This window comes from Paraburkholderia xenovorans (assembly GCF_046030735.1).
GTDB lineage: Bacteria > Pseudomonadota > Gammaproteobacteria > Burkholderiales > Burkholderiaceae > Paraburkholderia > Paraburkholderia xenovorans_A.
This window is the reverse complement of the sequence record NZ_JAQQBV010000010.1, coordinates 102,822-129,455: the sequence shown is the minus strand read 5'-3', so window position 1 is coordinate 129,455 and position 26,634 is coordinate 102,822. Positions and strand designations below refer to the sequence as shown.

15 protein-coding genes are annotated in these 26,634 nt (G+C 64.1%); 9 read left to right on the top strand and 6 right to left on the bottom strand.

Annotated features, from left to right (window positions below; genetic code table 11):
• Positions 1-16 precede the first annotated feature (16 nt).
• The 7 genes from PQQ51_RS12190 (at position 17) to PQQ51_RS12160 (ending at position 9,103) form a co-directional block, all read left to right on the top strand.
• Entirely contained in the window at positions 17-907 is an 891-nt protein-coding gene (locus PQQ51_RS12190; protein ID WP_408497032.1) for a LysR family transcriptional regulator, read from the top strand.
• Between the two features lie 210 nt (positions 908-1,117).
• The gene (locus PQQ51_RS12185; protein ID WP_408497031.1) at positions 1,118-1,609 is read left to right on the top strand and encodes a DUF2844 domain-containing protein; all 492 of its coding nucleotides are present in this window, start codon (positions 1,118-1,120) and stop codon (positions 1,607-1,609) included.
• A 28-nt stretch (positions 1,610-1,637) separates the two neighbouring features.
• Positions 1,638-2,921: a DUF3443 family protein gene (locus tag PQQ51_RS12180; RefSeq protein WP_408497030.1), complete on the top strand. Its 1,284-nt coding sequence runs from the start codon at positions 1,638-1,640 to the stop codon at positions 2,919-2,921.
• Between the two features lie 163 nt (positions 2,922-3,084).
• Complete coding sequence (locus PQQ51_RS12175) at positions 3,085-4,668, top strand: tetratricopeptide repeat protein (protein WP_408497029.1); 1,584 nt, start codon at positions 3,085-3,087, stop codon at positions 4,666-4,668.
• Positions 4,665-7,658, top strand: a complete 2,994-nt coding sequence (locus PQQ51_RS12170; protein WP_408497028.1) for a tetratricopeptide repeat protein — start codon at positions 4,665-4,667, stop codon at positions 7,656-7,658. The genes PQQ51_RS12175 and PQQ51_RS12170 overlap by 4 nt, the downstream gene beginning before the upstream one ends.
• A gap of 43 nt (positions 7,659-7,701) precedes the next feature.
• Positions 7,702-8,508: an alpha/beta fold hydrolase gene (locus tag PQQ51_RS12165; RefSeq protein WP_408497027.1), complete on the top strand. Its 807-nt coding sequence runs from the start codon at positions 7,702-7,704 to the stop codon at positions 8,506-8,508.
• A 367-nt stretch (positions 8,509-8,875) separates the two neighbouring features.
• Positions 8,876-9,103: a hypothetical protein gene (locus PQQ51_RS12160; protein ID WP_408193129.1), complete on the top strand. Its 228-nt coding sequence runs from the start codon at positions 8,876-8,878 to the stop codon at positions 9,101-9,103.
• A 129-nt stretch (positions 9,104-9,232) separates the two neighbouring features.
• Here PQQ51_RS12160 and PQQ51_RS12155 read toward each other — a convergent pair whose 3' ends face one another.
• Positions 9,233-11,461, bottom strand: coding sequence for an NADP-dependent isocitrate dehydrogenase (locus tag PQQ51_RS12155; protein ID WP_408497026.1), 2,229 nt, complete (start codon positions 11,459-11,461; stop codon positions 9,233-9,235).
• Between the two features lie 474 nt (positions 11,462-11,935).
• Between PQQ51_RS12155 and PQQ51_RS12150 the strand changes: the two genes are divergently transcribed.
• Positions 11,936-14,080: a TonB-dependent siderophore receptor gene (locus PQQ51_RS12150; protein WP_408497025.1), complete on the top strand. Its 2,145-nt coding sequence runs from the start codon at positions 11,936-11,938 to the stop codon at positions 14,078-14,080.
• On the opposite strand, the gene PQQ51_RS12145 is transcribed toward PQQ51_RS12150, so the two are convergent.
• Positions 14,077-15,018, bottom strand: coding sequence for a LysR family transcriptional regulator (locus PQQ51_RS12145; RefSeq protein WP_408497024.1), 942 nt, complete (start codon positions 15,016-15,018; stop codon positions 14,077-14,079). The genes PQQ51_RS12150 and PQQ51_RS12145 overlap by 4 nt on opposite strands.
• A gap of 130 nt (positions 15,019-15,148) precedes the next feature.
• On the opposite strand from PQQ51_RS12145, the gene PQQ51_RS12140 reads away from it, so the two are divergent.
• A complete protein-coding gene (locus PQQ51_RS12140) occupies positions 15,149-16,825 on the top strand; it encodes an MFS transporter (protein WP_408497023.1) in 1,677 nt (558 codons plus the stop codon).
• A gap of 108 nt (positions 16,826-16,933) precedes the next feature.
• On the opposite strand, the gene PQQ51_RS12135 is transcribed toward PQQ51_RS12140, so the two are convergent.
• The 4 genes from PQQ51_RS12135 to PQQ51_RS12120 form a co-directional block, all read right to left on the bottom strand.
• The gene (locus tag PQQ51_RS12135; protein ID WP_408497022.1) at positions 16,934-17,776 is read right to left on the bottom strand and encodes a formyltransferase family protein; all 843 of its coding nucleotides are present in this window, start codon (positions 17,774-17,776) and stop codon (positions 16,934-16,936) included.
• Between the two features lie 34 nt (positions 17,777-17,810).
• A complete protein-coding gene (locus PQQ51_RS12130) occupies positions 17,811-20,036 on the bottom strand; it encodes a TonB-dependent siderophore receptor (RefSeq protein WP_408497021.1) in 2,226 nt (741 codons plus the stop codon).
• A 46-nt stretch (positions 20,037-20,082) separates the two neighbouring features.
• Positions 20,083-21,453 (bottom strand): lysine N(6)-hydroxylase/L-ornithine N(5)-oxygenase family protein, encoded by a 1,371-nt coding sequence (locus PQQ51_RS12125; RefSeq protein ID WP_408497020.1) that lies wholly within the window; start codon positions 21,451-21,453, stop codon positions 20,083-20,085.
• 133 nt (positions 21,454-21,586) lie between these two features.
• Positions 21,587-26,608: a non-ribosomal peptide synthetase gene (locus PQQ51_RS12120; RefSeq protein WP_408497019.1), complete on the bottom strand. Its 5,022-nt coding sequence runs from the start codon at positions 26,606-26,608 to the stop codon at positions 21,587-21,589.
• Between the last annotated feature and the right edge of the window lie 26 nt (positions 26,609-26,634).

The following is a 26,634-nucleotide window of genomic DNA, read 5'->3' as shown; positions in this document are numbered from 1 at the left end:
GCTATCACGAACTATTATGGATCTGAATCTGAGGGACATTCGCGCGTTCATCGCGGTCGCGCAAACGGGCAGCTTCACGCGCGCGGCGTCGCGGCTGCATCTGTCGCAGCCGGCGTTGACGGTGCAGATTCGCCGGCTCGAAGAGACGGTCGGCGTGCGGCTGTTCGATCGCAATAGCCGCAATGTCGCGTTGACGCCGACCGGCCGCGATCTGCTGCCGGTGCTGCAAAAGTCGCTGCACGACATGGAGCACGTGCTGATCGATGCACGCGCGCTCGGCGACGGAACCAGCGGCACGGTGCGCATCGCGTGTCTGCCGACCTTCGCGGCCAGCGTGTTGCCCGAGCTCGTGCAGGAGCTGAAGAAAACCGTGCCGCGAGTGAGCTTTCACTTACGCGACGTGGTCGCGAGCATGGTCAACACGCTGGTGCGCAACGAGGAAGTCGATATCGGCCTGACCGGCGGCGAGTTGGACGAGGCCGGCTTCGACGTGCTGCATGCGGGGCTCGACCGACTGGTGGCGGTGTTTCCGAAACGCCATCCGCTCGCGCGCCGCAAGCGTCTCACGCTCGCCGATCTGGCCGCCGTGCCGCTGGTGTTGACCGCACCCGGCACGAGCGTGCGCGCTGTCGTGGATCGCGCATTTGCGGACGCGCGCTCGGTGCCGGAGATCGCCTGCGAGCCGACTTACATGATGAGCGCGGTCGCGATGGCGCGCGCCGGACTCGGCGTCACGATTCTGCCGGCCTCCGCGCGCGAGGTCCGGGCAGAACCGGAACTGGTGGTTCGTCCGATCGACGACCCGGCGTTCACTCGACCTGTGGCGCTCATCAAGAAACGCGGCAGAACCTTACCGCCGGTAACGGAAACTTTTATTCAAATGCTAATGGGTAAACTCGGCGCCTGACGAAAACCTATATTCGCGCCACTACTATTAAATGAGTTGTAGGCTAGCTTTCAATTTCAAACAGCGGTTAATTAACCTCTTTATTTCTCCGTTTAATAATTCAACGCTTCGCGTTAATATGATCGCGCCCGCGATGTGGCATTCGCGGTTGCGACATTTATATGACACCGCGCGGGCATTTCCATTTCTTTCGAAAAGCAAACAACGATAATGAGTCAATTTCGAATACTCCTTGGCATGGCATTGCTGAGTACAGCCGCGTCGGCCTACGCGGCGCTCGGATCGGCACCGACTTACCCCGTGACGGCGAGCAGCACCAGTGCCGGCGCGGCGACCCAAACGGCGTTAGTCGCGCGTTTTGCCGCGAGCAATGCGGCGGCCCCGAGCTACACCGTCAGTCAGACGACGCTCCCGTCGGGACTGGTCGTCAACGAATACATCACGACCGGGAACACCGTGTTCGCGCTGAGCTGGGAAGGCCCGGCCATGCCTCAGCTCAAGACGCTGCTCGGCACCTACTTCCCTTCCTACGTCGCGGGCGTGAACGCCGCGCACGCCGCACAAGGCGGCGGCTACGGACCGGCCGTGGTCAACCAGTCGGCCCTCGTGGTGGAAACGGGCGGCCACATGGGCGCGTTCGTGGGACGGGCTTATCTGCCCCAGGCGCTGCCGCAAGGCCTGAACGCCGACGACATCAAGTAATCCAGTAAAACCAAACGAGAGAATAAAAGTGCGCAAAATCGCATGGATTTTTGCCGTAACGCTCGGCCTGACTTTGGCTGGATGCGGCGGGGGTGGTGGTTCGAGCAACTCAGCAACGGCTTCCAGCCAGTCGGGTGGCGGCAATCAGGTGGCGCCGCCGGTCAACCAGAACGTATCCAACGTGCTCGCCGCCGACGCGAGCGCCGTGCCGACCTCGTCGCTGGCGACCAACACGGTGCCCGTCACGGTGTCCGCGACCGGCATCCTGAATCAGCCGATGACCAGCGTGCAGATCTGCACGCCCGGCAGCAATGGCGTGAACAATTGCTCGACCATTCCGAATGTGATCGTCGACACGGGCTCGTACGGGCTGCGGCTGTTCCGGTCGGTGATTCCGAACGCGACCTTCAATACGCTGGTAGCTGAAAAAGACACCAACAACCAGACCCTCGCCGAATGCGCGGTGTTCGGCAGCGGCTTCGGCTGGGGCACCGTCTATCAGGCAGACGTCAAGCTCTCGTCCGAAGTGGCGCAGAACCTGCCGATTCACGTGCTGGCGGATCCGGCGCTGAGCACCGCCGCGCCGACCGCGTGCCAGAACGGCACCGCGCTGACCACGCCGGCAGCCATGGGCGCGAACGGCATTCTCGGGATCGGCGCGAGCCCGACGGATTGCCCGTCGTGCACCCTCATTTCCAACCCGTCCTTCTATTACACGAACGCCGGTACGGTCACGACGGTTACCGCCAGCCAGCTGGTGGCCAACCCGGTTTCCAAATTCGTCACCGACAACAACGGCGTGATCCTGGAAATGGCGCAGGTCTCCGATAGCGGCAGCCCGACGGGAAGCGGAACGCTCGTGTTCGGCATCGATACCCAGAGCAACAACGCGCTGGCCGGTACGAACGCCACGCTGATCAGGACGGATAGCAGCGGCACTTTCACGTCCACCTTCAACGGCGCGACGCAGCGTAATACGTTCTTCGATTCCGGGTCGACCGAGCTGTTCTTCGCGGACTCGACGATTCCGCACGCGAGTTCCGGCTTCTACGTGCCCACGTCGCCGGTAGGCCGCACCGCGACGCTGACGACGATCAGCCCTTCGACCGCCACCTTCGGCTTCAATATCGCGAACGCCACGGTCGTGACCGCGGGCGGGAACACGGCGTTCAACAATCTCGGGGTCTTTTCGGGCGGACAGCTCGACCTCGGCATACCGGCCTTCTACGGACGCCACGTGTACTACGGTATTACGGGCACGACGTCCACGGGCGGCGGCACGGGACCGTACGTCGCTTATACGTCCAGTTAATCGCGGCTGTCTGATTCACGGAATGGATATCCGCCATAGCGCGGATATCCATTCAAAAAAATTACACATTCACCCTTAAGTTCTTTATTTTCCTGCCGATATGGGTGCTGGGGCGTAAAGCGATTAATTCGCTCGCCGGACTCTTCACCCATTGAAAAAGAAAATGAAGACCAAATTCAGCCGGCGCACAGTCGCCGGCTTATTCGCACTGTGTCTCAGCGCATGTGCGCACAATCCCGCTGCGCCCACCACGGCCGCGCATGCAGGCTCGCAAGCGGCGCCAGCCGCGGACGTCAACGCAGCGCTTGCGCCGGACGTGCTCGCAACCTGTCAACGCGCGTCGACTGAAACCGTTGCCGGTCATTTCGCCGAGGCGGTCCGCCTCACCAACGCCTGTCTCGCGTCGCCCAATCTGCCGGTTCCAATGCGCGTGTTCGCGCTGCAACGCCTGACGCTGCTCGACATGACGCTGCACGACGAGCGCAGCGCGCTCGATGCGCAACTGGCCGCGATCGAACTCACGTCTGAGCCGAAGGATCTGCAACTGCTGCTGCTCGCACACCTGTACGAGATCAATCAGCGCGGCGACGAAAGCCTGGCGACGCTGGAACGGATACGGACCCGGCACGACGCAGCCCACGACCTCGATTGGCAAGTAGGCGGCCCTTACTATCTGCAGCGTGGCGCGACGCTGGCGCTGCTCGGCCGCAATCAGGACGCCATCGCCGCGCTCAACCGTGCCGTCGAGCTGCAACCGGCCAGCGCGGACGCCTACTACAGACGTGCGCAGGCGCGCGAAGCATCCGGCGATGCGGCGGGTGCACGCGTGGACTACACGCAATTCGCTCGCTGGGCACTCGATCTCGCGATCGACGCGCCGAAGCGCGCCAAACTGACGTCGCTCGGCATCGATCCGGCCGTCGAGCGCCGCCATCCGTTCGGCAGCGCGAATCCGCTGCGCGACCTGGCCGTTCAATCGCTCGACAAGGGACGCGAAGCGCTCAAAACCGCGTCGACGCCGCAGGCGAAAGCCGCGGCCTACAGCGACATTGCTGCGTTCTCCGACAACCTCGATCATCACACCGACGCGCTCGCCGCCATCGACAAAGCGATTGCCCTCGCACCGGACGACATCGACTATCCGCAATCGAAAGTCACGACGCTGGTCGCGCTGAATCGCCTCGACGCCGCGCTCGCACTGGCGGCGCCGCTGCGTCAGCAGGCGCGTGACAAGGCGGCCGGCGCGGCAAAGCCGGGCGCCGTCTACGCCGCTTATAGCGAGGTCTACAGTTCGGTGGCGGAAGCCTATATGCAGCAGGGCAAATGGGCGGAAGCGATCGACGCGCTGACCGACAACGCGAAAGGCGCGGACCAGAGCGACCAGGACTACATGGCCACGCTCTATCTGTACGTACGGGCCAGAAGCGCGGGCGCGGCGCCTGCCAGCAAGTTCTTCGACGATTACATCCAGCACAACGCGCAGCCCGCATTCGGCAATTATCGCCGCTGGTTGCTGCTGTACATGCAAGGCCGCGCAACGCCCGACCAGGTGTACGTGCAACTCACCGTGCTCCCGAGTCCGCTCGCCATCCAGAATGGGCTCGCCGAAATCTGGTTCATGGCCGCGGCCTATCAGCGCTACGTGAAACACGACAACTCTGCGGCCGATGCCTACGTGAAACGCCTGAACGATCTTCAGCCCTACGGCACGCACGAGTGGTCGATGGCCCAGCGAGGCGGTGCGTGACAGTGATCCACTTGGCTTCACCGCGGCGTTCGGCGCCGCGACTGTCGACGTTGCATGCGCTTCTTGCTTCGCTGGCCCTGACGGCTTCGGTCGTCGCGCCGATGCCCGCGAGCGCGCTGCCGGCCCTGGCGCAACGCGCCGCCGCCGAGCCGTTGCATGTGTCGGCGAATCCGGCGGCCGCGCCGTTCAGCGATCCGACCACGCCTTGCGTGCTGCGCTTCGTCGCGGGTCAGCAGTGGGCCTTCTCGCCGCTCGTGAAAACCGCGCAACAGCTCGCCGCGTGTCGCGCCGAAGCCGCCGCGGGCAATCTCGACGCGCGCGTCGTCTATGGGCAGATGCGCCTGTTCGGCTTCCAGATGCGTCCCGACGATGCCGGCCTCGCGATCCTTCAGCAGGCCGCGGTGGACGGCTCGCCGGCCGCGCAGCGCGTGGTCGGCGCGCTGTATCACAACGGCACGCGCGTGCCGAAAGACTATGCGGCCGCGCGCCGCTGGCTGGCGCTCGGCGCCGCGAACGGCGACGGTGCCGCAGCCGACACGCTCGGCCTGATGGAATACAACGGCGAAGGCGCCGCGGTCGACTATGCGGCGGCCTACGCGGCATTCGTACGCTCCGCGCAGAACGGCGACCCGCACGGCGCGACCAACGCCGGTCAACTGCTGATGGGCGGCAAACCGGGCATCCCGAAAGACGTCAATACCGGCATGGGCTGGATCATCCAGGGCGCGAAGGGCGGCGACCCCGATGCGGAGTTTCTGCTCGGCGTCTCGCTGTTGCGCGGCCTGGGCGTCACGAAAGACGCGCATAACGCGGCCGGCTGGCTCAGCGCGGCCGTCGCGCAAGGTCATCTCGAAGCGCATGCCGCGCTCGCCGATCTGTATCTGTTCGGCGCGGGCGTCCCACGCGACGAACGGCGCGGTTTCGCGCTGATGTCGAAGGCCGCGCGCAACGGCTCGATCTACGCGCAGCGCCGGCTCGGCGAACTGTACGCGAGCGGCGCCGGCACCGCGCGGGATGCGGCGCTTGCGCGCGTCTGGCATCGCAAGGCCGCGCTCGAAGGCGACCCGACCGCGCAGTTCGAACTGGCCGTCGAGTACCGGCTCGGGCTGGGCGGCCCCGTGGATCTGGAAACAGCGATCGGCTGGATGCGCGGCGCGGCTCAGGCCGGCGTCGCATCGGCGCAGAACGACCTCGGCACGATGCTTCAGCGTGGCGAAGGCGAACCACGCAATCTCGCGGAAGCGAAGCAGTGGTACGAACGGGCGCACGCGCAGGGTCTCGGCGTCGCGTCGTTCAATCTGGCCGCGCTCGCCGACACCGGACTGGGCGTGCCGAAAGACAAGGCGCTCGCGTTGCAGCTCGCGCGCAGCGGCGCCGAACGCGGTTACGCGCCCGCCGCGCTGATGGTCGGCCGGCTGCTGTACAACGGCGAGGGCGTGCCGGTCGACAAAACCCAGGCGCTCAGCTGGTATCGCAAGGCGGCGGATCTCGGGAATGTGGAAGGCGAACGCGTGATCGGCTGGCAATACCTGTACGGCACGACAATCCCACGCGACGAACCGCTCGGCCAGCACTACCTCGAACTCGCCGCGCGCACCGGCGATCCGCAGGCGCAGACGATGCTCGGGCTGTACCTGCTGCAGGCGTCCTCGGCGGCCAGCAAGGACAGCGGCCGGGAATGGCTGGTGAAGGCGGCCGCGCAGAAGTACGCGCCGGCCTATAGCGCGATGGGCTCCGTCTACTCGCGCGGCAACGGCACGACGCCCGACCAGGCGAGCGCGATCAAATGGTTCACGCGCGGCGCGGAGTCGAACGATCTCGTATCGCAGCGCGTGCTGTGTCTCGCGTACGCCAACGGCTCGGGGGTGAGCGCCGACGTGGGGATGGCGCAGCGCTGGTGCCGCAGCGCCGCGCAGGCGGGCGACCCGTTCGCGATGCGCCAGCTGGCCGTCGGCATTTCAGCCGACAAGGAGCCGTCGGCCCGCGAGCGCGTCTACTGGCAATGGCGTCTTGCGAAGGACGGCGATCCGGTCTACCAGTCGATGCTCGGCGACTCCTACGACGAAGGCAACGGCGTCGCGGCCGATTTCGACGCGGCAATGTACTGGTTCCGCAGCGCCGCGGATCGAGGCAACCGCTCGGCGCAGGCCTCGCTCGCGTGGCATCTGTTCACCGGGCTCGGCGGCGCGCAGGACGATCAGCAGGCGTTCGATTGGGCGAACCGCGCGTCTGCCAGCCATGCGTCGGCGATGGAAATGCTCGGCGAGGCTTATTTGTCCGGGCGCGGCGTCGCGCCGGACGTGAACCTCGCGCGCGACTGGTTCCGCAAGGCTGCGGCCGCCGGGTCCGGCGAAGCGGCTAGCCGTCTTGCGAACTTGTACGAGACCGGCAACGGCGTGCCGCGCGACGACGCGCAGGCGCTCAGCTGGCATCGCAAGGCGGCGGCGTTGGGTTGCGATGCGTCGGTTATCGCGCTCGCACTGCGAGCCCAGGCGTCCGGCGATACGCAGATGCTCAATGCGCGTTGGGCGCGCTGGCTGGCGACGGACCAGGGCGCTGCGGGGTCGGGCGGCGGCGCTGCGCAAGCGGCATCGGCTTCGGCATCTGCGCTCGTCGGCGATCGTGAAGCAGCGTGGGACGGCCTTTCCGCACTCAGCGAAGCGCTGCAGGGCGACCCGTTGCGCCAGTATGAAACCGGCATCCGCTACCTGACCGGCGACGGTCTGCCGCGCGACCCCGCGTTGGGCGACGCGTGGCTTCGGCGCGCGCTGGCCGCGTTCGCAGCAACGCCCGGCCTGAGCGTCTATGCCGACGCGGCACGGGTGGTCGAAACGCGAATCGCCGCGCAGTTGACCGAGCCCGAGCGACAACGCGCGCAGCAGGTAACGGCCAATCTGCTCGCGACCGTGCCTGGCAGCCTGGCCGCCAGGCACGGATCGGCGAGCGCGTCGCTCGCAAATTTCCGTAGTGGATTGATTTCGTCACCGTGACGCTGGCAACCTAGCGCTTCCACAGGCACAGGAGGCAGCGGCGATGGACTCCCACGACGACGACCTCGCGCATTTCCAGGCCCACGGCGCAACCCCGCTGCCGGTTGCGAACGAGCATGGCTTCGCCGAACACGACGCGGCGAGGATCTGGTATGCGTCCTATGGAAGCGGGACGCCGGTGATCCTGTTGCACGGCGGCCTCGGGCACAGCGGCAACTGGGGTTATCAGGTGCCCGCGCTGCTCGGCGCGGGTCATCGCGTCGTGGTGATCGACAGCCGCGGCCACGGCCGCAGTACACGCGACGCACGTCCGTACTCGTATGAACTGATGGCGTCCGACGTGCTGGCGGTGATGGATGCGCTGCAACTCGGCCGCGCGATGATTGTGGGCTGGAGCGACGGCGCCTGCGTCGCGCTGGTGCTGGCGAGCGAGGCGCCGGAGCGGGTCGCGGGCGTGTTCTTCTTCGGCTGCAATATGGACCCGAACGGCACGAAGCCCTTCGTGCCGACGCCGGTGATCGACCGGTGCTTCAACCGGCATCGGCAGGACTATGCGCAATTGTCGGCCACGCCCGGCGAGTTCGATGCGTTTGTCGCGGCGGTCAGCGAAATGATGCGGACCCAGCCTAATTACTCGGCGGCCGATCTGGCTCGCATCCGCGTGCCGGTGACGATCGTGCATAGCGAGCATGACGAGTTCATCAAACCGGAGCACGCCGACTATCTCGCCCGCACCATTCCCGGCGCCGCGTTGCGCGTACTGCCGGGTGTGAGCCATTTCGCGCCGCTGCAACGGCCGGCGCTGTTCAACCATGCCGTGCTGGGTTTTCTGAAGCGGGTCGCCGGCTGAGGTTCAGGTTCACCCTCTGAGGAATCCCTGCAAATTTCACGATGTGGCATAAAGCCGCGCTTCGTAAAAAATCGTGGTGCGTGGCACAAATTCGCCATTTCGCAATGTCGCCCCACGTTGCATATCGTGGAACGACAATCATAAGATATTGTTTTTAAATAACAATATTTGATAGAAAGAACCATCTAACGCTCCCTTGCCGCGAGAGTCGCTGACGTAGACTCTTTTACAAGAGCCGACGCTTCATCGGTGCAGGCGAAAGGGTATAGCGAAAGACGGGACAACGAAAGCAGTCGCAGTACGTCCCCGCCCCCTGATGAAGCCGCCTCGGCGCAGCGGTTTTTAATTGGTAATTGGGAGACTAAAAATGAAAGGCTTTCGCTTTGGATCGACCCAGGGAGCGTTCTACATTCTGCCGGGCCAGGACGGTTGGGAAGCAACCTACGGCAACGAAACGCTCGGAGAATTTTCCAGCCCGCAACAGGCGGCCGACGAAGTCGCACGCGGCCTGACCTGCCCGCAACTGACCGAAGTGGATACGTCGACGCTCGAAATTCCCGAAAAGCTCAGCGACTGGGAAATCGTCCACGTTTGAGCGCGGGGTATGACTAGCGGCATGATCGCTCGACACCCGCAGCCAGAAACGACGATGGCGCTCATTTCGAGCGCCATCGTCCTGCTTACTGCTTACTTCAGTGCGTTACTTGCGCGCTCAAACGGGCACTCAAGCCACCGCGTCCACGATCTTGTTCAGCGTGGCGCTCGGGCGCATCGCCTTGCTCGTCAGATCGACGTTCGGACGATAGTAGCCGCCGATATCCACCGGCTTGCCCTGCGCGGCCGCCAACTCTTCGATGATCTTCGCTTCGTTGTCGGCCATTGCCTTCGCAACACCGGCGAACTGCGCTTGCAGCGCCGCGTCTTCGGTTTGCGCGGCCAGTGCTTCGGCCCAGTACAGCGCGAGGTAGAAGTGGCTGCCGCGATTGTCGATACCGCCGATCTTGCGCGCCGGCGACTTGTCGTTGTCGAGGAACTTGCCGGTTGCCTGATCCAGCGTCTTCGCCAGCACCTGCGCCTTCGGGTTGTGATACGCGTTGCTCAGATGTTCGAGCGACGCCGCCAGCGCGAGGAATTCGCCGAGCGAGTCCCAACGCAGGAAGCCTTCTTCGACCAGTTGCTGAACGTGCTTCGGCGCCGAGCCGCCGGCGCCGGTTTCGAACATGCCGCCACCGGCCATCAGCGGAACGATCGACAACATCTTCGCGCTCGTGCCCAGTTCCATGATCGGGAACAGGTCGGTCAGGTAGTCGCGCAGCACGTTGCCGGTGACCGAGATCGTGTCCTTGCCGGCGCGGATGCGCTCGATCGAGAACTTCGTCGCTTCCACCGGCGTCAGCACGCGGATGTCCAGACCGTTGGTGTCGTGGTCTTTCAGGTACTGCTCGACCTTCTTGATAATCTGCGCGTCGTGTGCGCGAGCCGCGTCGAGCCAGAAAACGGCCGGCGTGTTCGTTGCGCGCGCGCGGTTGACCGCCAGCTTGACCCAGTCCTGCACCGGCGCATCTTTGGTCTGGCACATGCGCCAGATGTCGCCCGCTTCCACCGGCTGCTCGATCAGCACCGTGCCGGCTGCGTCGGTCACGCGGACCACGCCGTTCGCCGGAATCTGGAACGTCTTGTCGTGCGAACCGTATTCTTCAGCCGCTTGCGCCATCAGGCCGACGTTCGGCACCGTGCCCATCGTGACCGGATCGAACGCGCCGTGCTTCTTGCAGTCTTCGATCACGGCCTGATAGACGTCCGCGTAGCAGCGGTCCGGAATCACGGCCTTCGCGTCGTGCAGCGCGCCGTCCGCGCCCCACATCTTGCCCGACTCGCGAATCATGGCCGGCATCGACGCGTCGACGATCACGTCGCTCGGCACGTGCAGGCTGGTGATGCCCTTGTCCGAGTTGACCATGGCCAGTTGCGGGCGCTGTTCGTATTGCGCCTTGATGTCGGCTTCGATCGCCGCGACCGTTTCCGGCGGCAGGTCTTTCAGGCGCGCGTACAGATCGCCGATACCGTTGTTCGGGTTGAAGCCGACCTTGGCGAGCGCATCGGCATGCTTGGTCAGCACGTCTTTGTAGAACACCGACACCACCTGACCGAAGATGATCGGATCCGACACCTTCATCATCGTGGCCTTCAGGTGCACCGAGAACAGCACGCCCCTGGCTTTCGCGTCGGCGATTTCCGCTTCGATGAAGCTGCGCAGCGCGTTCTTGCTGAGCACCGACGCGTCGATGATCTCGCCTGCCTGCACGTTGGTCTTTTCTTTCAGGACCGTCTTCGAGCCGTCAGCGGCCGTCAGTTCGATCTTGACCGCGCCGGCTGCGGCGATCAGCGCCGACTTTTCGCTGCCGTAGAAATCGCCGCTGCTCATGTGCGACACGTGCGACTTCGAGTCCGCCGACCATGCGCCCATCTTGTGCGGATGCTTGCGAGCGTAGTTCTTCACCGACAACGGCGCGCGGCGGTCCGAATTGCCTTCGCGCAGCACCGGGTTCACCGCGCTGCCCTTGATCTTGTCGTAGCGGGCCTTGACGTCTTTTTCGGCGTCCGTGGTCGCGACGTCCGGATAGACCGGCAGCTTGTAGCCCTGATCGCGCAGTTCGGTGATCGCCGCTTTCAGTTGCGGCACCGAAGCGCTGATGTTCGGCAGCTTGATGATGTTCGCTTCCGGACGCGTGGTGAGTCCACCCAGCTCCGCCAGATCGTCGGAACCCTTCTGTTCCGCGCTCAGGAAGTCGGGGAATGCAGCGATGATCCGGCCGGCAAGCGAGATATCGCGCGTTTCAACGATCACGTCGGACGAGCGCGTGAACGCCTTGACGATGGGCAGCAGCGAGTAAGTCGCCAGTGCGGGGGCTTCGTCGGTCAGGGTGTAGATGATCTTCGGCGGTGTGGACATGTCTGATGCTTTGCTTGGGGTGAAGTGATAGACAGAGCGTTCGTGGCGCTGAGCCCGCGAGTGTGCGACGAAAGCAGCGTAAGCGCAGCGCAACCCACGGCACCACGCATACGGCTCGAACCGAGAGTATATGCGTGTTTTCCTCTACTCGCTGCTAAACAAACATATCGCCCGCTCGGCCCGAACAGGGTCGAGCCCCGCCTGACAAGGCTTTCAGCCGATTCCTCTCTGTCTTAAGACAGATGTCTTATAGATGACCTGGAAACGAAACAGATTGTTAATGCGAATCAGATGCATTAACATCCGTAAGCTTTGAAGTCTGGAACATCCGTTTAATCACTCCTCGCCCAAGAAGGCCGATCCGCACGCTGCCGGCGCGCGGCACGCCCCTTCTCCAAGTCAAACAACATGAAGACACGATTTATCGCCAGCCGGACCGCGCGCCCGGCCCGGCCAGCCTTTTGCCCAACGTTTATGCGAGCTGAACGCCGCACGCCTTCCCTCCTCAGCGTCGGTCTTTTTGTGAGCGTCGGTATTTCTCTATCCACGCTGTCGTCGTCGGGATGGGCGCAGGTTGCCGCGAGCGACGCGTCCGCCACGCTGCCGGCCGTGAGCGTCACGGCCGCCAAGGACACCGCGGTCGCGCAGGCCGACACGGTCAACGCCGGCGCGCTCGGTTCGCGCAAGGCCGTGGACACGCCGTTCTCGACTCGCACGGTAACCAGCGACGAAGGCAAGGACCTGTTCGCGGCGACCGCGAACGATCTGTTCAAGTACGACCCGGCTGTGGCGTCGATCAGCGAAAACGCGGTCAATGAGAACTCGATCCTCACCGTGCGCGGGATGCCGATCGACACGCTGAACAGCATCAAGGTAGACGGCCAGACCTTCCCGTCGTGGGACACCGACCTGCCGCTCGAACCGTTCGAGCAGGTGGAATTGCTGAAAGGGGCGTCCGGCTTCATGTACGGCTTCGGCGCGCCGGGCGGCATCATCAACTATGTGCTGAAGCGCCCCACCGACACGCCGTACCGCAGCCTCACGATCGGCTACAAATCGGCCGGCGTATTCAGCGAGGCGGTGGATCTGGGCGGCCGCTTCGGCAAAGACGATCGCTTCGGCTTCCGCCTGAACCTCGTCAACGAAGACGGCAACACCGCCGAACAGAACGGCCATATTCGCCGCCAGGTCGCGTCGCTCGCGCTGGATTTCCGCATCACGCCGGATCTGACGTGGACCGTCGACGCGTTCTATCAGAAGCGCAAAACCAATGGCACGCTGTTCGGGATGGGGTTCGGCAGCGGTCTCGGCATTCCCGACGCAAGCACCGTCACGCATGCCCTGACGCAGCCGCAAAATTATTACCAGACCGAGATGGCCTCGTTCGGCACGGGGCTCGACTACCGCCTCTCCGAGAACTGGCACGCCAGCTTGAAGTACCGCTTTGCGAAGGAAAACCGCACCAACTCGGACAGCTTCCTGTTTGTCGAAGACGCGGCGGGCAACTACTCGAACACGCTCTATGCGGCGATGACGCGCTACTTCTATCAGAACGTCGACGCGATGGTGCAGGGCAAATTCAACACGGGCAGCATCCAGCACGATGTCGTGGTCGGCGCGAGCTATCAGACGCAAACGACCGAACTCAGCAACAGCACCGGCTGGAACGACGGCTATTCGCTCGGCACGGGCAACCTGTACAGCAGCACGTTGCTGACTAACGACGAAGTGAGCATCGGCGCAAATCTTTATCGCCAGCAACTGATCACGCAAGCCGCGGTGTACGCGAGCGATACCGTGCAATTCACACCGCGTCTGTCGGCGCTGCTCGGTCTGCGTTACACGCAATTCCGCCAGCATCAGTACGATCCGACGAGCATCGAGACCTCGCAATACAGCGCGAATCCGATTACGCCGACGCTCGCCTTGATGTTCAAGACCGATCCCTATTCGACGGCGTACGCGAGTTACGTCGAGTCGCTCGAACAGGGCGGCGCCGCGGGCAACACCAACGCCAACTACCCGCAGACGTATGGTCCGTTGCGCAGCAAGCAATATGAAATCGGCTTCAAGACGGATCACGCGAAGTGGGGCGCCAATCTTGCGCTGTTCCGCGTCGACCGAGGCTACGACTATACGAACACGTCCAATGTGTACGTTCAGGACGGCACCCAGCGCTTCACCGGCGTGGACGCGAGCGGCTGGTTCGCGCTGACGAGCGAATGGCGCGTGATGGGCGGCATGATGTGGCTCGATACGAAGGCCGTCGACATCGACGACCCGACAGTCGAAGGCAAGCGCGTGTTCGGCGCGCCGCGCTTCACGTTCACGGGCCGGATCGAATACAACCCGTCGTATCTGCGTCCGCTGACGCTGGCGTTCGGCGGCAAGTACGTGGGCAACCAGGCGGTCAATGCGGACAACTCGCAGTTCGTGCCGGCCTATACCACGTTCGATCTGAGCGGCCGCTATGAAACGAAGATCGCCGGTCAGGACGTGACGTTCCGCGCGGGGATCAACAACCTGTTCAACCGCCGTTACTGGACTACGGCGTGGGGCTCGTTCGTGTCGCCTTCGCCGACACGCACCGCCGTGGCCAGCGCCACGTTGCAGTTCTAAACGCGCGCTGCGTCGAACGGGGCGCCCGCGTCGGGCGCCCCGAGCATGGCGGGTATGTCGGCCACCAGCGCGTCGATGGCGTAGCGCGTCTTCAAGGCCAGATAGCGACTCTTCGGCCACACCACGTGGATGTCCTGCGAAGGTCGAAAGCAGTTCTCCATTACGGCGACCAGTTGACCCGACCGCACGTAGCGGGTCAGCAGCCAGCACGGCAGCCACGCGAGGCCGAAGCCCGCGATCGCCGCGTCCACCATTCCTTGCATGTCGTCGAAACCGAGCTGCGGCTCGACTTCCGCACGACGGATCTGTCCGTCGACGTCCACTACGTCCCACGGCATGGCCACGCCCGCTCGCGTGTACGCGACGATCGCGTGACCGCGCAGTTCGTCCACATTGCGTGGCGTGCCGCGTTGCGCGAGATACGCAGGCGCCGCGCCGATACTCGCGTACTGCACGCCCAGCCGGCGCGCCGCCAGACTCGTGCTGTCGGCAAGCGGACCGATGCGCACGACCAGATCGAAGCCCTCCTCCACCACGTCGACGAAGCGATCCGTGACCGAAATATCGACCTTCAGTTGCGGATGCCGACGCGCGAGACCGAGCAACACCGGCGCCACGCAATGGTGGCCGAAGGCCTGCGGCACGCTCACCCGCAAGCGCCCCTGCGGTTCGCGCCGCCCCGAATCCAGTTCCGCTTCGGCGGCTTCGAGTTCGGCGAGCGCGCGCACGCAGCGGTCGTAATACGCCTGACCGTCTTCGGTGAGGCTCTGGCTGCGCGTCGTGCGATTGATCAGGCGTACGCCGAGCCGTTTTTCCAGCCGCACGATCACCTTGCCGACCGCCGAACGGGTCAGGTTCATGCGCTCGGCTGCCAGCGCAAAACTGCCGGTTTCGACCACGCGCACGAAGGTGGTCACGCCATCCAGGATGTCACTCATTTTTTCACCTAATTGGTTCCATGCGAGACGCAGTCATGGGATTCAAACGAGTCAATCGGGACTTTTATTCCCCCTATATTACACAGTCCCAGGTGGCGAAAGCCATCGACTGACTCTCAAGGTGACTCGTATGTCCAGATACCGGATAGCGCCCCCGCCGCGGCGCGCACGGCCGCGCGCGGCCCCGTCGACAGAAACGCAAACGCGCGCGCTCGCGGCTGAGCCCGACGTCTCGCCGCGCCGTTTCGCGATCGGCAAGAACACGCTGGCGCTCGGCGCCGTCTGCCTCGCGTCGCTGATGTTCGGCCTCGAAATTTCCAGCGTGCCGGTGATCCTGCCGACGCTCGAACGCGTGCTGCACGGCGACTTCAAGGGCATGCAGTGGATCATGAATGCGTACACGCTCGCGGTCACGACGGTGCTGATGGCCACCGGCACGCTCGCGGACCGCTTCGGCCGCCGCCGGATTTTCGTCGTGGGGATCGCGCTGTTCGGTCTCACGTCGCTGATTTGCGGCTTTGCGCAGAGCGTGCCGACGCTGATCGTTGGGCGCTTGCTGCAAGGCGCGAGCGGCGGCGCGATGCTGATCTGCCAGGTCGCGGTGCTGTCGCATCAGTTCAACGAGGGCGCCGAACGCGCGCGCGCGTTCAGCGCGTGGGGCATCATTCTCGGCATCGGGCTGGGCTTCGGCCCGATCATCGGCGGCATGATCGTCGCGGTGTCGGGCTGGCAATGGGTCTTCTGGGTTCACGCGCTGCTCGCGATCGTGACGCTCACGCTGGTGTTCGGCGGCGTGCAGGAATCGCGCGATCCGCACGCGCATACACTGGACGTCGCCGGCATCGTCACGCTGTCGCTCGCCGTGTTCGGGCTGGTGTACTTCATCACGCAAGGCTCGGATCTCGGCTTCACGAGTCCGGCCGCGATTCTGATCGTCGTGGCGACGGCGCTCGCCTTCGTGGCCTTCGTCTGCGCGGAACGCTTCAGCGCGCGGCCGATGTTCGATTTTTCGGTGTTCAGGATTCCGCAGTTTTCGGGCGCGCTGATGGGCTCGGCGGGCATGAACTTCAGTTTCTGGCCGTTCATGATCTATATACCGATCTTTTTCCAGATCGGCCTCGGCTACGACAGCATGGGCGCCGGCCTCGCGCTGCTCGCGTATACGCTGCCGACGCTGCTATTTCCGCCGCTCGGCGAACGGCTGATCTTGCGGTACGGTTCCGGCATCGCGATACCCGCGGGACTGTTCACGATCGGCCTCGGCTTCATGCTGATGAAACTCGGCAGCAGCGTCGCGCATCCGAACGCACTGACGATGCTGCCCGGTTGTTTTCTCGCCGGTGCGGGCCTCGGTCTGACCAATACGCCCGTCACCAATACGACCACCGGCGCGGTCTCCGCCGAACGTGCGGGCATGGCGTCGGGCATCGACATGAGCGCGCGGATGATTACGCTCGCGATCAACATTGCGTTGATGGGGGCTATCCTGATCAGCGGCATTCTCGTCAGCCTGAAGACTCGCTTGCCGCAAACACCCGACGGTGCGCTGCTCGGCAGACTCGCCGAAAAGATTGCGGCGGGCGATGTGGCAGGTATCAAAGCGGGAATGCCGGCCTTGGCGGAAATAGATCCGTCGGGCAGCGTCGTGCATGCCGCGTTGATGCAAGGCTTCGGATGGGTGATGGTCTATGGCGGAATGGGCGTGTGGGTGCTTGCCGCGCTCAGTTTCGTGATTTCCGGCAGTGCGTCACGGAAATGGAACGGCAAAAATCACCCGCACGCGCGGCAGCAGCAACCGGCTCGCTGAGACGCCTGTCAGATATTGCACCGCCCGCAACGGCACGTAAGAACGAATGTTCGCGCGGCGCCCGCGGCCGGTGTGACACGAAGCGGCGCATCCGCGCCGCTTCTTCCGTCACGCGCTGACTTGCACCGACTGCCCGGCCATTATTGCGAGCCCTTCATTCAAAGCCGGGAAAAGGCTGCGGTTGAAATTGTTCCAACGCAGTTCGAGGATCGTATCGTCCTTATCGATTTCGGTATTCAGCACGTCGTGGATCACCTCACCGGAATCGATCCCGTTGTCGACGTAGTGAAACGAAGCGCCCGTCAGGTAGAGCGGCTCGACCGCCACGGCTTCCATCGTGGTCCAGTTGACGATCTTCTTGCCGCGCGCGCCGTAGAGCGCATCGAGCGTCGCATACGCGCCGCGCCGCTCGTACGGCGATTCGGCGCGCGTCACGCCCGGATGAATATTTACGATCTTGCGATAGAACAATGCACCGGGCCGGACCAGTTCGTCGAGAATGATCAGCAAGCCGTCGAGCACGACGATATCGGCCTTCAACGCCACCAGCGTATCGAGCAGATGCTTTTCAAAAGCGCTCTTGCCTGCCGGACGTCCCGGCGCATCGAGCGGCTCACGCCGGTACGTCGACGGAATTGCGAGCAGCAGGTCGTTGACCAGCTTGCCCTGCACGCGCAGATTCGGCGGATAGAACCAGCGCTTGCCCGGCTCATACGCGAAGCCATATTCCTTCAGCTTCTCGCGGTCTCCGCTGGAGCCCGCATCGTCGTCGTAAATGACTTTTTCGAGTGAGTACTGATCGCCGAGTTCGGTGCCGTTGAGCGCCTCGACGAGCGACTCCAGCACCGACTTCATGTAGCGCGTGCCGCTCTTGTACGCGATGTCCTGGCCGGCGCGGTCGGCGGCCGCATTTCTCAGCGACCAGATGTAAACGAGTTTTTTCTTCCGCATAGTCGATTCCTGAATGTGAGTTGGTGCAACAGGCTTACCAGTCGTATTTCGCGGTCGCGATCACCGTGCGCGGATTCCCGTAAAAACAGGTATTCACGGACTGGCAACCGCTGACGAACCGTCGATTGAAAATGTTCTGGCCGTTCACCGCGAAGCGCCAGTTGCGCGTTTCGTAGTGAACTGCCGCGTCGTACACGGTGTAGCTCGGCACGTATAGCGAGTTGTCGGCGGCACCGGCAGAATCGCTCTGGTAGCGAATACCGCCGCCGAAGCCGAGACCGGCCAGCGGCCCCGCGTGCCATGTCCAGTCGCCCCACAACGACGCCATCTGGCGCGGCCGTGGAATATCCACCGGCCACTTGCCGAGTGTGTCGTCGCCGGCCTTGATGTTCTTCACGTCCTGGTACACGTACGAGGCGATGACCGACAAGTTGCGCGTGACATTGCCCACGCCACTCAACTCGATGCCGCGCGAACGCACCTCGCCGGTCTGCACGTTCGTGCTGCCGGTCGGGTCGATGGCGAAATCAGGCGTGACGACATTGGTCTGGTTGATCTGGTACACCGCTGCGTTCAGCATCAGGTTCTTGCCGGCCGGCTGCCAGCGCAAACCGGCTTCGATCTGCTTGCCTTTGGTCGGCTCGGCAATCGCGCCGCCGGCAATCTTCACGCCGACCAGCGGATTGAACGACGTCGAATAGCTGATATACGGCGACAATCCGTAATCGCCGAGATACACGAGGCCGACCCGCCCGGAGAACGCATGATCGTTCTGCTGGAGACGATCGCCGCCGGCGATATCGTTCTGCGTGGTGTTGCTCCAGTCCTGGCGTCCACCGAGCGTCAGCACCCAACGTTGCCACTTGATCTGGTCCTGCGCGTACACACCGAACGCGTCCAAAGTCGACTTCGTGTCGGTGCGCGGGAAAGCGTCCGGCCCGCTGAAGATAGCGTTGGTAATGGGTGTATACACCGGGTTGTACATGTTCAGACTCGGAGCGGTCGCCATCCATTCGCTATCGGTGGTCGACTGCCGGTTGTATTCGAAGCCGAGCAGCACCGTGTGTTCGAGCGGACCGGTGCCGAAGCGGCCTACCGCTTGATTGTCGACATCGAAGCGGCTGTAGTTCATCTGGTACAGGCCGACGTAGCGCAACAACGACGCGTCGGTGGCGTCTGCCGGATCGAGACCGCCGCCGAACACCTGCCCCTGATCGAGCGACAGATGCATCAAGCGCGTGTTCTGCCGGAACGTCCAGATCGGATCGAACTTGTATTCGAACTGATAGCCCACCGACCACTGCTTCTTGCGGTAGTGGGAGAACTCCGGATCGCCCGTGTAGAGGTCCGGAGAAATCTTGCCGTTCGGATTCGGCAAGACCGTGCCTTGCGCCGGCAGGAAGTTGTTCGACGCGTCGCCCCAATCCTGCAGATAGGTCGCATCGACGGTCAGCGAAGTCTTCGCGTTCGGCTGCCATTTCACCGAGGGCGCCAACGCCACGCGTTGCTCCGGATTCGGTCCGGTCTGCGAATTGCCGTCACGTCCCACGCCGAGGAAACGATAGGACAGGGTGCCGTCCTTATCGATCTTGTCGCCCACGTCGAATGCGATCTGCTTGCGCGCGTAGTCGCCCAGTTGCACTTCCACTTCGCGGATGCGCTCGCCGTTGGCAAGCTTGCTCTGCACGTCGATGATTGCGCCCGGATCGCCTTGCCCATAGAGCACCGAAGTCGGACCGCGCAGCACGGTAATGCTGTCGATCATGAACGGATCGACCCGCCAGCTCGCGAGGTTGAGTGTATTGGGCACCTGCAATCCGTCGACGAATACCGTCGGCGTGAAACCGCGCAAGACTGCGTACCAGTCGGAGCGTATATCCGCGCCGTAGGTCGAAAAGCCCGGAACGTAGCGCAGCGCCTCATTGATACTGGTCGCCCCGGTTTCCTCGATCTGCTGCGCGGTGACGACATTGATCGTCTGCGGAATCTCCCTGATCGGCGTGTCCGTCTTGGTGCCGGTGCTGCTGCGGCGAGCAACGAGGCCCACCGTCGCCTCCTTGTCCTCCGTCGCGTTGACGCTGATCGAAGGCAACGTATTGACCGGCGTCGCGTCCGGCTGACTTCCACCGGCGCTCCGCCGCGCGTTGCCTTCGGATTGCACCGACTGCTGCGCCTGTGCGGTAGCGGCAGCCGCCGCGTAAAACGCCACGCTAGCCGTGGCCGCGGCTGCACTCCGGCGCGTGCTGATAGCCCACCCCATCTCTTGATGCTCCATTCTTATATGCGGGCAGAAAGACCGCTTTCTGTTAAAAAACGAAGGCTATGCGGCCCGAGCTCGCTTCACTTTCTTGTGTTTGTTCTGTCCGACCGGTCGACGGGTCTTTCGATAGGTGACGTGCGAGCGAGGCGGCAATTTCGTCGGAACGCAGCGCGAGCACCGATAGCAGCGTGTCGGACAGCCCATGACTGTCTTCGCAGCAGCCCTGCAGGTAAATGCGCGGCTTAAAGCTCTCCGGCGTGGCGAGCCGGTAATCGCGTTCGACGTTGCCTTGCGCGAGCGCATCGCCCAGATGCGGCGCAAGTCCTTCCAGCAAATCGAAATGCGTGTCGCGACGATAGCCGGTGGCAAGCACGAGCGCGTCGAACTGCTCGGCGCGTGCATGGCCGCTCAAGCGGTCGCGCAACGTGAGTTCGATCCGGCCGTCGGCCGTGCGTAACGCCGTTTCGATGCCGGTGTGTGCGAGCACCCGGTGCCGGAAATCGGCGGATACGTTCTGCAGATAAAGCATTTCGTAGATCTGCTCGATCAGCGGACGGTCGACCACCGCGTAGTTCGTATCGCGAAAGCGCTCGATCAGCGACCGGCGGCCGTCGCGCGGCTGTGCGTAGACGATGTCGGTAAAGGCGGGACTGAAAATTTCGTTGACGAACGGGCTGTCGTCGGCGGGTTTCAGCGCACCCGAGCGCATGATGAGGCTCGCGTCGACGTGCGGAAAGCGGCGCGTCAGATCGACGAACACCTCGGCCGCGCTCTGGCCCGCGCCGATCACCGCCACGCGTTTTCGCGCGCCGCTCGACGGGCCGACCACGCGATCGATAGATGTGAGGTACTGCGACGAATGCACGATGCTGTGCGTGCCGAGCGCGGCAAACGCTTCCGGCACCATCGCCCCGCCGCCGATGCCGACCGACAGCGCCCGGGTCACGCGTTGCCACTCGCGGCCTTCGTGGTCGCGCGAGAACACCCGCAATGCGTCGATGTCGTTCGGATTCGCGGCGCTTCTGAGCGCTTCGATGCCGGTCACGGTCTCGCCATAATTCACGCGATCGTCGAACGACGCGGCGACCCAGCTCAGATAATCGTGGAATTCGACGCGCGTCGGATAGAAGTTCTTCAGATTGACGAAATCGACCAGACGTCCGCGTTCGAACAGATAGTTGATGAACGTGAAGCGGCTTTTTGGATCGCGCATCGTCGCGAGATCCTTGAGGAACGATATCTGCATGCGGCAATCGTCGAGCAACATGCCGCGATGCCAGCCGAATTCCGGCTGACGTTCGATGAAGCAATGCGCGAGGTTCGATACGCTCGCCTCTTCGGCGAGGCGTACGGCAAGCGCGAGATTCGACGGTCCGAAACCGACTCCGAGCAGATCGAATACGGTGTCTCTGTGCATATCGCAAATCCTTATCGGTGGAAGCCGGCGCGCTGTATGCGCGGGCCGGTGAAAACTCTTTTGTGATTGATGCGGTTTTTATGTACTGCGTCTTTTTTTTGACGGCGTTGCGTTGCCTGAATTCGTCGCAGCTTCAGGCGTCATCCCGCAACTCGACGACGTTCGAGACCCGCGCCGCGAGCCGCGTCCCAAGTTGCGCGAAGGTCGGTGCGGCGAATACGTCGGCAATGTCGAGCGCATGGCCGGCCTTTCGCACGACGTCGACGAAACGGACGATGTCGAACGAACTCGCACCCGCTTCGAACAGATCGTCGTGATGCGCCGGCGTGTTGCCTTCGAAGAGATCGCTCCACGCCCGTTCGAGCACCTCGGCGTGACGCGTTGCTTCGCCCTCGGATGTCGCATTCGCGGTCGTGCTTCCCGATGCCGCGCTCCTGGACTCGAGTGCGAATCGTGCTGTCGAAGCCCCCAGTTGTTCATGCGGCGCATCGACGAACTGCTGGACCACATCCAGATAGTCGGCCGTCAGTACTTCGACGAAGCGGCCATCCACCCACTCGTTCGCGTAAGAGAAGGCCCCCGTCACGCGTCCGTCGGCATGCTCGACCACATCCAGTTCCAGTTCGAACACGACGCGATGCCGCACGTCGTTGAAATCGTCGAGCGTGAGACCGGCCCAATCGCGCTCCAAGGTGCCCACCGGACGCATGTAGTTGAACATCACCGAAAAGAGCGGATTGGCGACTTCGCCGCGCGGAACCCGCAACGCCGCCACCACGTCGGCGAACGGCGTGTCCGCGTGGGCATAGGCGGCAAGCGCGGCGTCGCGGACTTCGGCGAGCAGCGTCGACGGGGTGTCGGTTGCGGCAAGCCGCGTACGCACGACAACGGCGTTGATGAAAAGTCCAAGCGCGCGACGCGCGGCGTCGCCGCTCACCTCACGCGTGGAAGCGAGGACGCCGACCGGCTGATCGGTGACGCCTGTCGCACGATAGAAGGCCACGTTCAACGCAGCGTGCAGCAACATCGGTAACGTCGCGTGAACTTCGAGCGCCCTCGAGCGCGCGCGGCACACGAGCGCCGGACCGAATTCAAAAGGGAGACGGCCGGCGCTCCAGATCGGCGCCGCGAGACGGCCGGACGCCGGCGCCGGCAACCTGTGCGACGGCGCATCCGCCAATGCATCGCGCCAGAAAGACAGACGCGCTCGCGGCGCGGCGACCGGCAAGACCAGATCCTGATGGGCAGACGGAACCGAAACCGCCGGCGACGCACCGCGCACGATCGCCGCATAAGTGCTGCGCACGTCGTCGAGCCATAAATCGATCGACTGACCGTCCGACACGATGTGATGCACGACTAGCGACAACACATGATCCTGCTCGGCAACACGCACCAGACGCACGCGCCAGAGCGGCGCATCGTCGAGCAGATGGAAGGGAGTGAGCGCGTCCTGGTCGGTGAGCCTGACGGCGGCGTTCTCGCGCGCGGCACCGGCGGCTTCGTCCGCGAGATCCACCACCGGCAACTCGAACGGCGTAGGGTCGTCGACTCGTTGGCCCGGCAACTGCCCATCGCGCTCAACGAGCCTTACACGCAATGCCGGATGCCGCGCGGCCGCCTGAGCGAACGCCTCGCGCAATGCCTCGATATCGAGCACGCCACGTAGACGTAGTGCAACGGGAATGTTGTAGGCCGCGCTATCCGGCTGCGAGCGCCACAGGAACCACAAGCTCAATTGCGCGGAAGAAAGCGGCAAAACGCCGTTCACATCCGGCACCGGATGTGAATTCGCAGCGCCGCTCGACGCTTCGTTGCCCGCATCGGCCAGCGGGTCGCTGTGTGCCGCCGCCAGCACCCGTTGCGCGTACTGCGCGAGCGTCGGCGCTTCGAAGAGCGTGCGCACCGGCACATCGCGCGCGAGCCGTTCGACCACGCGCGTCGCCACGCGGACCGCAGCAAGCGAATGGCCGCCGAGTTCGAAGAAATGATCGGCGCGGCCGACGCGCTCCACGCCCAACACTTCGCGAAATATCTGCGCAAGCGTGGTTTCGAGCCCCGCTGCGGGCGCCTGATAGGCACGCGCGACACGCTGCGGTTCAGGCAGCGCCGCGCGGTCTACTTTACTGTTCGCATTACGCGGCAAGGCGTCGAGCACGACGATATGCGCAGGCACCATGTAGTCCGGCAGCGTGTGACGCAGATGCGCGTCGAGTTCCGCCGCATCCGCGCGCGTGCTGCGTTCACGCGCGTCGGCATTCAATTCGACATAGGCCGCCAGCACCGCTTGCGTGCCCTTGCCATGAACGACCGCCACCGCTTCGCGCACGTCGTCGTGCGCGGCGAGCTGCGCTTCGATTTCGCCCAGCTCGATCCGCAGGCCGCGCAGCTTCACCTGATGATCGACCCGCCCGATGAAATCGAACACGCCGTCCGCGCGCCGCCTGACAAGATCGCCCGTACGATAGAGCCGCGCGCCGCGCGCGCCGAACGGATCGGGCACGAAACGCTCGGCGGTAAGCGACGGCCGGTCGAGATAGCCGCGCGCGACACCCACGCCCTCGCCGCCCAGATACAACTCGCCGATCACACCGACCGGCAGCGGATTCAGCCGCGCGTCGAGCACATGCGCCGAGCGCGCGCCGACCAGCGTGCCGATCGGCAGATAGGCGCTGTCCGCGAGCGTCGCGGTGTCGTCGGTCGGGGAGAACATCCACAGCATCGGCGTGATGACGGTTTCAGTCGGCCCGTACCCATTGACGATGCGCGCCTTCGGAAACGCCCTGCGCATCAGCGCGAACGCTTCACGCGAGGTGGCTTCGCCGCCCACCGTCAGCGAACGCAGGCTCGGCGGCGCACCATGCGCGAGCGCCCACTCGGCAAGTTGCGTCGCGCAACCCGGCGGCACATAAGTCATGGTCACGCCTTCACGCACCATCATCCGACAGGTTTGCGCGGGCGGCCACAGCGTGTCCGCGGTGATCGCCACCGACGCGCCGGACATGTACTGCGAGAACCAGCCTTCATGCGAGCCGTCGAAATTGACCGACTGGAACAGCAGAAAGACGTCATGCTCGCCCGCGCCGTAGCGCGCGGCAATCGCGGCGCAATGCCGCGCGAACGAACCGTGATCGACGATCACGCCCTTCGGCTTGCCCGTCGAACCCGACGTATAAATCACGTACGCGGCCTGATGCGGCGACACGCGCGGCAACTCGACCTCATCTGCCGAGGGTTCATCAGCCGCCGGTTCCTCGTCGATCAGCCACAACCGCAGACGATCCAACTCCGGCAACGCGGCGAGACTCCCGCGTTCAGTGATGACATGTGTGATCTGTGCGTCGTCGAGAATCTGTGTGAGCCGTTCGCGCGGATGGCTCGGGTCGAGCGGCACGAATGCGCCGCCCGATTTCAGCGCGGCGATCAACCCGACCAGTAGATCCACGGAACGGCTCAACGCGACACCGACCCGCATCTCCGCCGTCACGCCCGCCGCGACGAGGCGTTGCGCCAGCCGCGCCGCTTGCGCATCCACTTCGCCGCGCGTGAGCGAGCGGCTCACATCCGCGACGCCGCGTGCGTCTGGCCGCGCGTTCGCATGATCGGCCACACGCTGATGCACGGACCTGAAAGCCACGTCGTCCAGAGAAGCCGTACGGTTCCACGCATCGAGCTGGGTGCGCTCCCCTTGCGGCAGCCATTGCAGATCTCCGGTGGCGAGCGCGGGCGCTGCCGTCGCATTCGACAGCAACTCGATGAATCGTGCGGCCATCCGCTCGATCGCATCGGCGTCGAACAGATCGATTGCATAGGTGAAGTACGCGTCGATCGAACCGTCGTCTCGCTCCTCGAAGCTCAACGTCAGATCGAACTTGGCAAACGGCGTGCCCGAAGGCAACTCCGTCATGCTCACTTGCGCGAGCGCCGGCAGACGGCGTCGCGCGCCATAGGCGGCCATCACCTGGAACAGCGGATGATGACTGGCGCTGCGCACCACACCCAACGCCTCGACAACCTGTTCAAACGGCACGTCCTGATGCACCTGGGCGCCGATCAACGTATGTTGCGTCGCGCCGACCAGTGCGGCAAACGGCTGCGCCGCGGGAACCGGCACGGCAAGCGTGAGCGTGTTCACGAAGAAGCCGACCAGACCGGCCACGTCGCCACGCTCGCGATTGGCCGAGGGCACACCGATCTGAATCTGCGTTTCGCCAGACGAGCGCGCGAGCAAGGCGCTCAGTGCTGCAAGCAACACCGCGAACGGCGTTGCCCGCTGCGCGTTGGCCAATGTCTTCACTCGCTGCGCGAGCGCGGCATCGACCACGAAACGATGCCGTGCACCACGCGCACTGCGCTGCGCCGGACGCGGCGCAGCGCCTGGCAGCATCAGCACGTCGCGATTCGCATCGAGGCGCTCACGCCAGAACGCCAGTTGGCGTTCGCGTTCGCCGGCATCGAGCCAGCGGCGCTGCCACAGCGCGAAGTCGGCATACTGGATCGGCAAGGGCGCGAGCGACACCGCTTCGCTCATCGCATAGGCACGATAAAACGACGCCAGCTCGGCGAGCATCACATCGGCGGACCAACCGTCGGAGACGATGTGATGCGTGGTCAGTGCGAGCCAGTGTGTGTTCGCGTCGAGCCGGATCAGGTGCGCACGCATCAGCGGCCCGCTCGACAGATCGAACGACTTCGCTTCGTCGGCCCGAGCGATATCGGCGGCGCGCGTCTCGCGGACACCGGCGGCCAATATGCTCACGTCGCTCGCATGCCACGGGCAGCGCGACGGTGCGTGCACCGTCTGCAATACGCCATCGCCGCTCTCGGTGAAAGTCGTACGCAGCGCTTCGTGGCGAGCGATCAGTGCATCGCACGACAGACGCAGCGCGTTGGCATCGAGCACGCCATCGAGCCGCAAGCGTTCGGTGATGTGATACGCCGCCGGTTCGTCGATCATCCGCGCGTGCAGCCACAGACGCGTTTGCGCGAAAGAAGCCGGCACGCTCGCGTTCCGCTCGGCGCGCGGTGGAATCGGCAGCAGCCGGAAATCGATGCCGGCGGCGTCGAGCCTGGTGAGAAAGGCCTTGCGCTGCGCATCCGGCAACAGCGCGAAGCGTGACGCTAGGGAAAACAGATCCGGTTTGGCAGTGGTCATGCTGGGTTGTCTCAGTACGGGTCGGC

Excerpts from the sequence above, each read along its gene's own strand:
- PQQ51_RS12190 (WP_408497032.1), top strand. The coding sequence starts at position 17 with ATGGATCTGAATCTGAGGGACATTCGCGCGTTCATCGCGGTCGCGCAA.
- PQQ51_RS12185 (WP_408497031.1), top strand. The coding sequence starts at position 1,118 with ATGAGTCAATTTCGAATACTCCTTGGCATGGCATTGCTGAGTACAGCC.
- PQQ51_RS12175 (WP_408497029.1), top strand. The coding sequence starts at position 3,085 with ATGAAGACCAAATTCAGCCGGCGCACAGTCGCCGGCTTATTCGCACTG.
- PQQ51_RS12165 (WP_408497027.1), top strand. The coding sequence starts at position 7,702 with ATGGACTCCCACGACGACGACCTCGCGCATTTCCAGGCCCACGGCGCA.
- PQQ51_RS12160 (WP_408193129.1), top strand. The coding sequence starts at position 8,876 with ATGAAAGGCTTTCGCTTTGGATCGACCCAGGGAGCGTTCTACATTCTG.
- PQQ51_RS12155 (WP_408497026.1), bottom strand. The coding sequence starts at position 11,461 with ATGTCCACACCGCCGAAGATCATCTACACCCTGACCGACGAAGCCCCC.
- PQQ51_RS12150 (WP_408497025.1), top strand. The coding sequence starts at position 11,936 with ATGCGAGCTGAACGCCGCACGCCTTCCCTCCTCAGCGTCGGTCTTTTT.
- PQQ51_RS12145 (WP_408497024.1), bottom strand. The coding sequence starts at position 15,018 with ATGAGTGACATCCTGGATGGCGTGACCACCTTCGTGCGCGTGGTCGAA.
- PQQ51_RS12140 (WP_408497023.1), top strand. The coding sequence starts at position 15,149 with ATGTCCAGATACCGGATAGCGCCCCCGCCGCGGCGCGCACGGCCGCGC.
- PQQ51_RS12135 (WP_408497022.1), bottom strand. The coding sequence starts at position 17,776 with ATGCGGAAGAAAAAACTCGTTTACATCTGGTCGCTGAGAAATGCGGCC.
- PQQ51_RS12130 (WP_408497021.1), bottom strand. The coding sequence starts at position 20,036 with ATGGGGTGGGCTATCAGCACGCGCCGGAGTGCAGCCGCGGCCACGGCT.
- PQQ51_RS12125 (WP_408497020.1), bottom strand. The coding sequence starts at position 21,453 with ATGCACAGAGACACCGTATTCGATCTGCTCGGAGTCGGTTTCGGACCG.
- PQQ51_RS12120 (WP_408497019.1), bottom strand. The coding sequence starts at position 26,608 with ATGACCACTGCCAAACCGGATCTGTTTTCCCTAGCGTCACGCTTCGCG.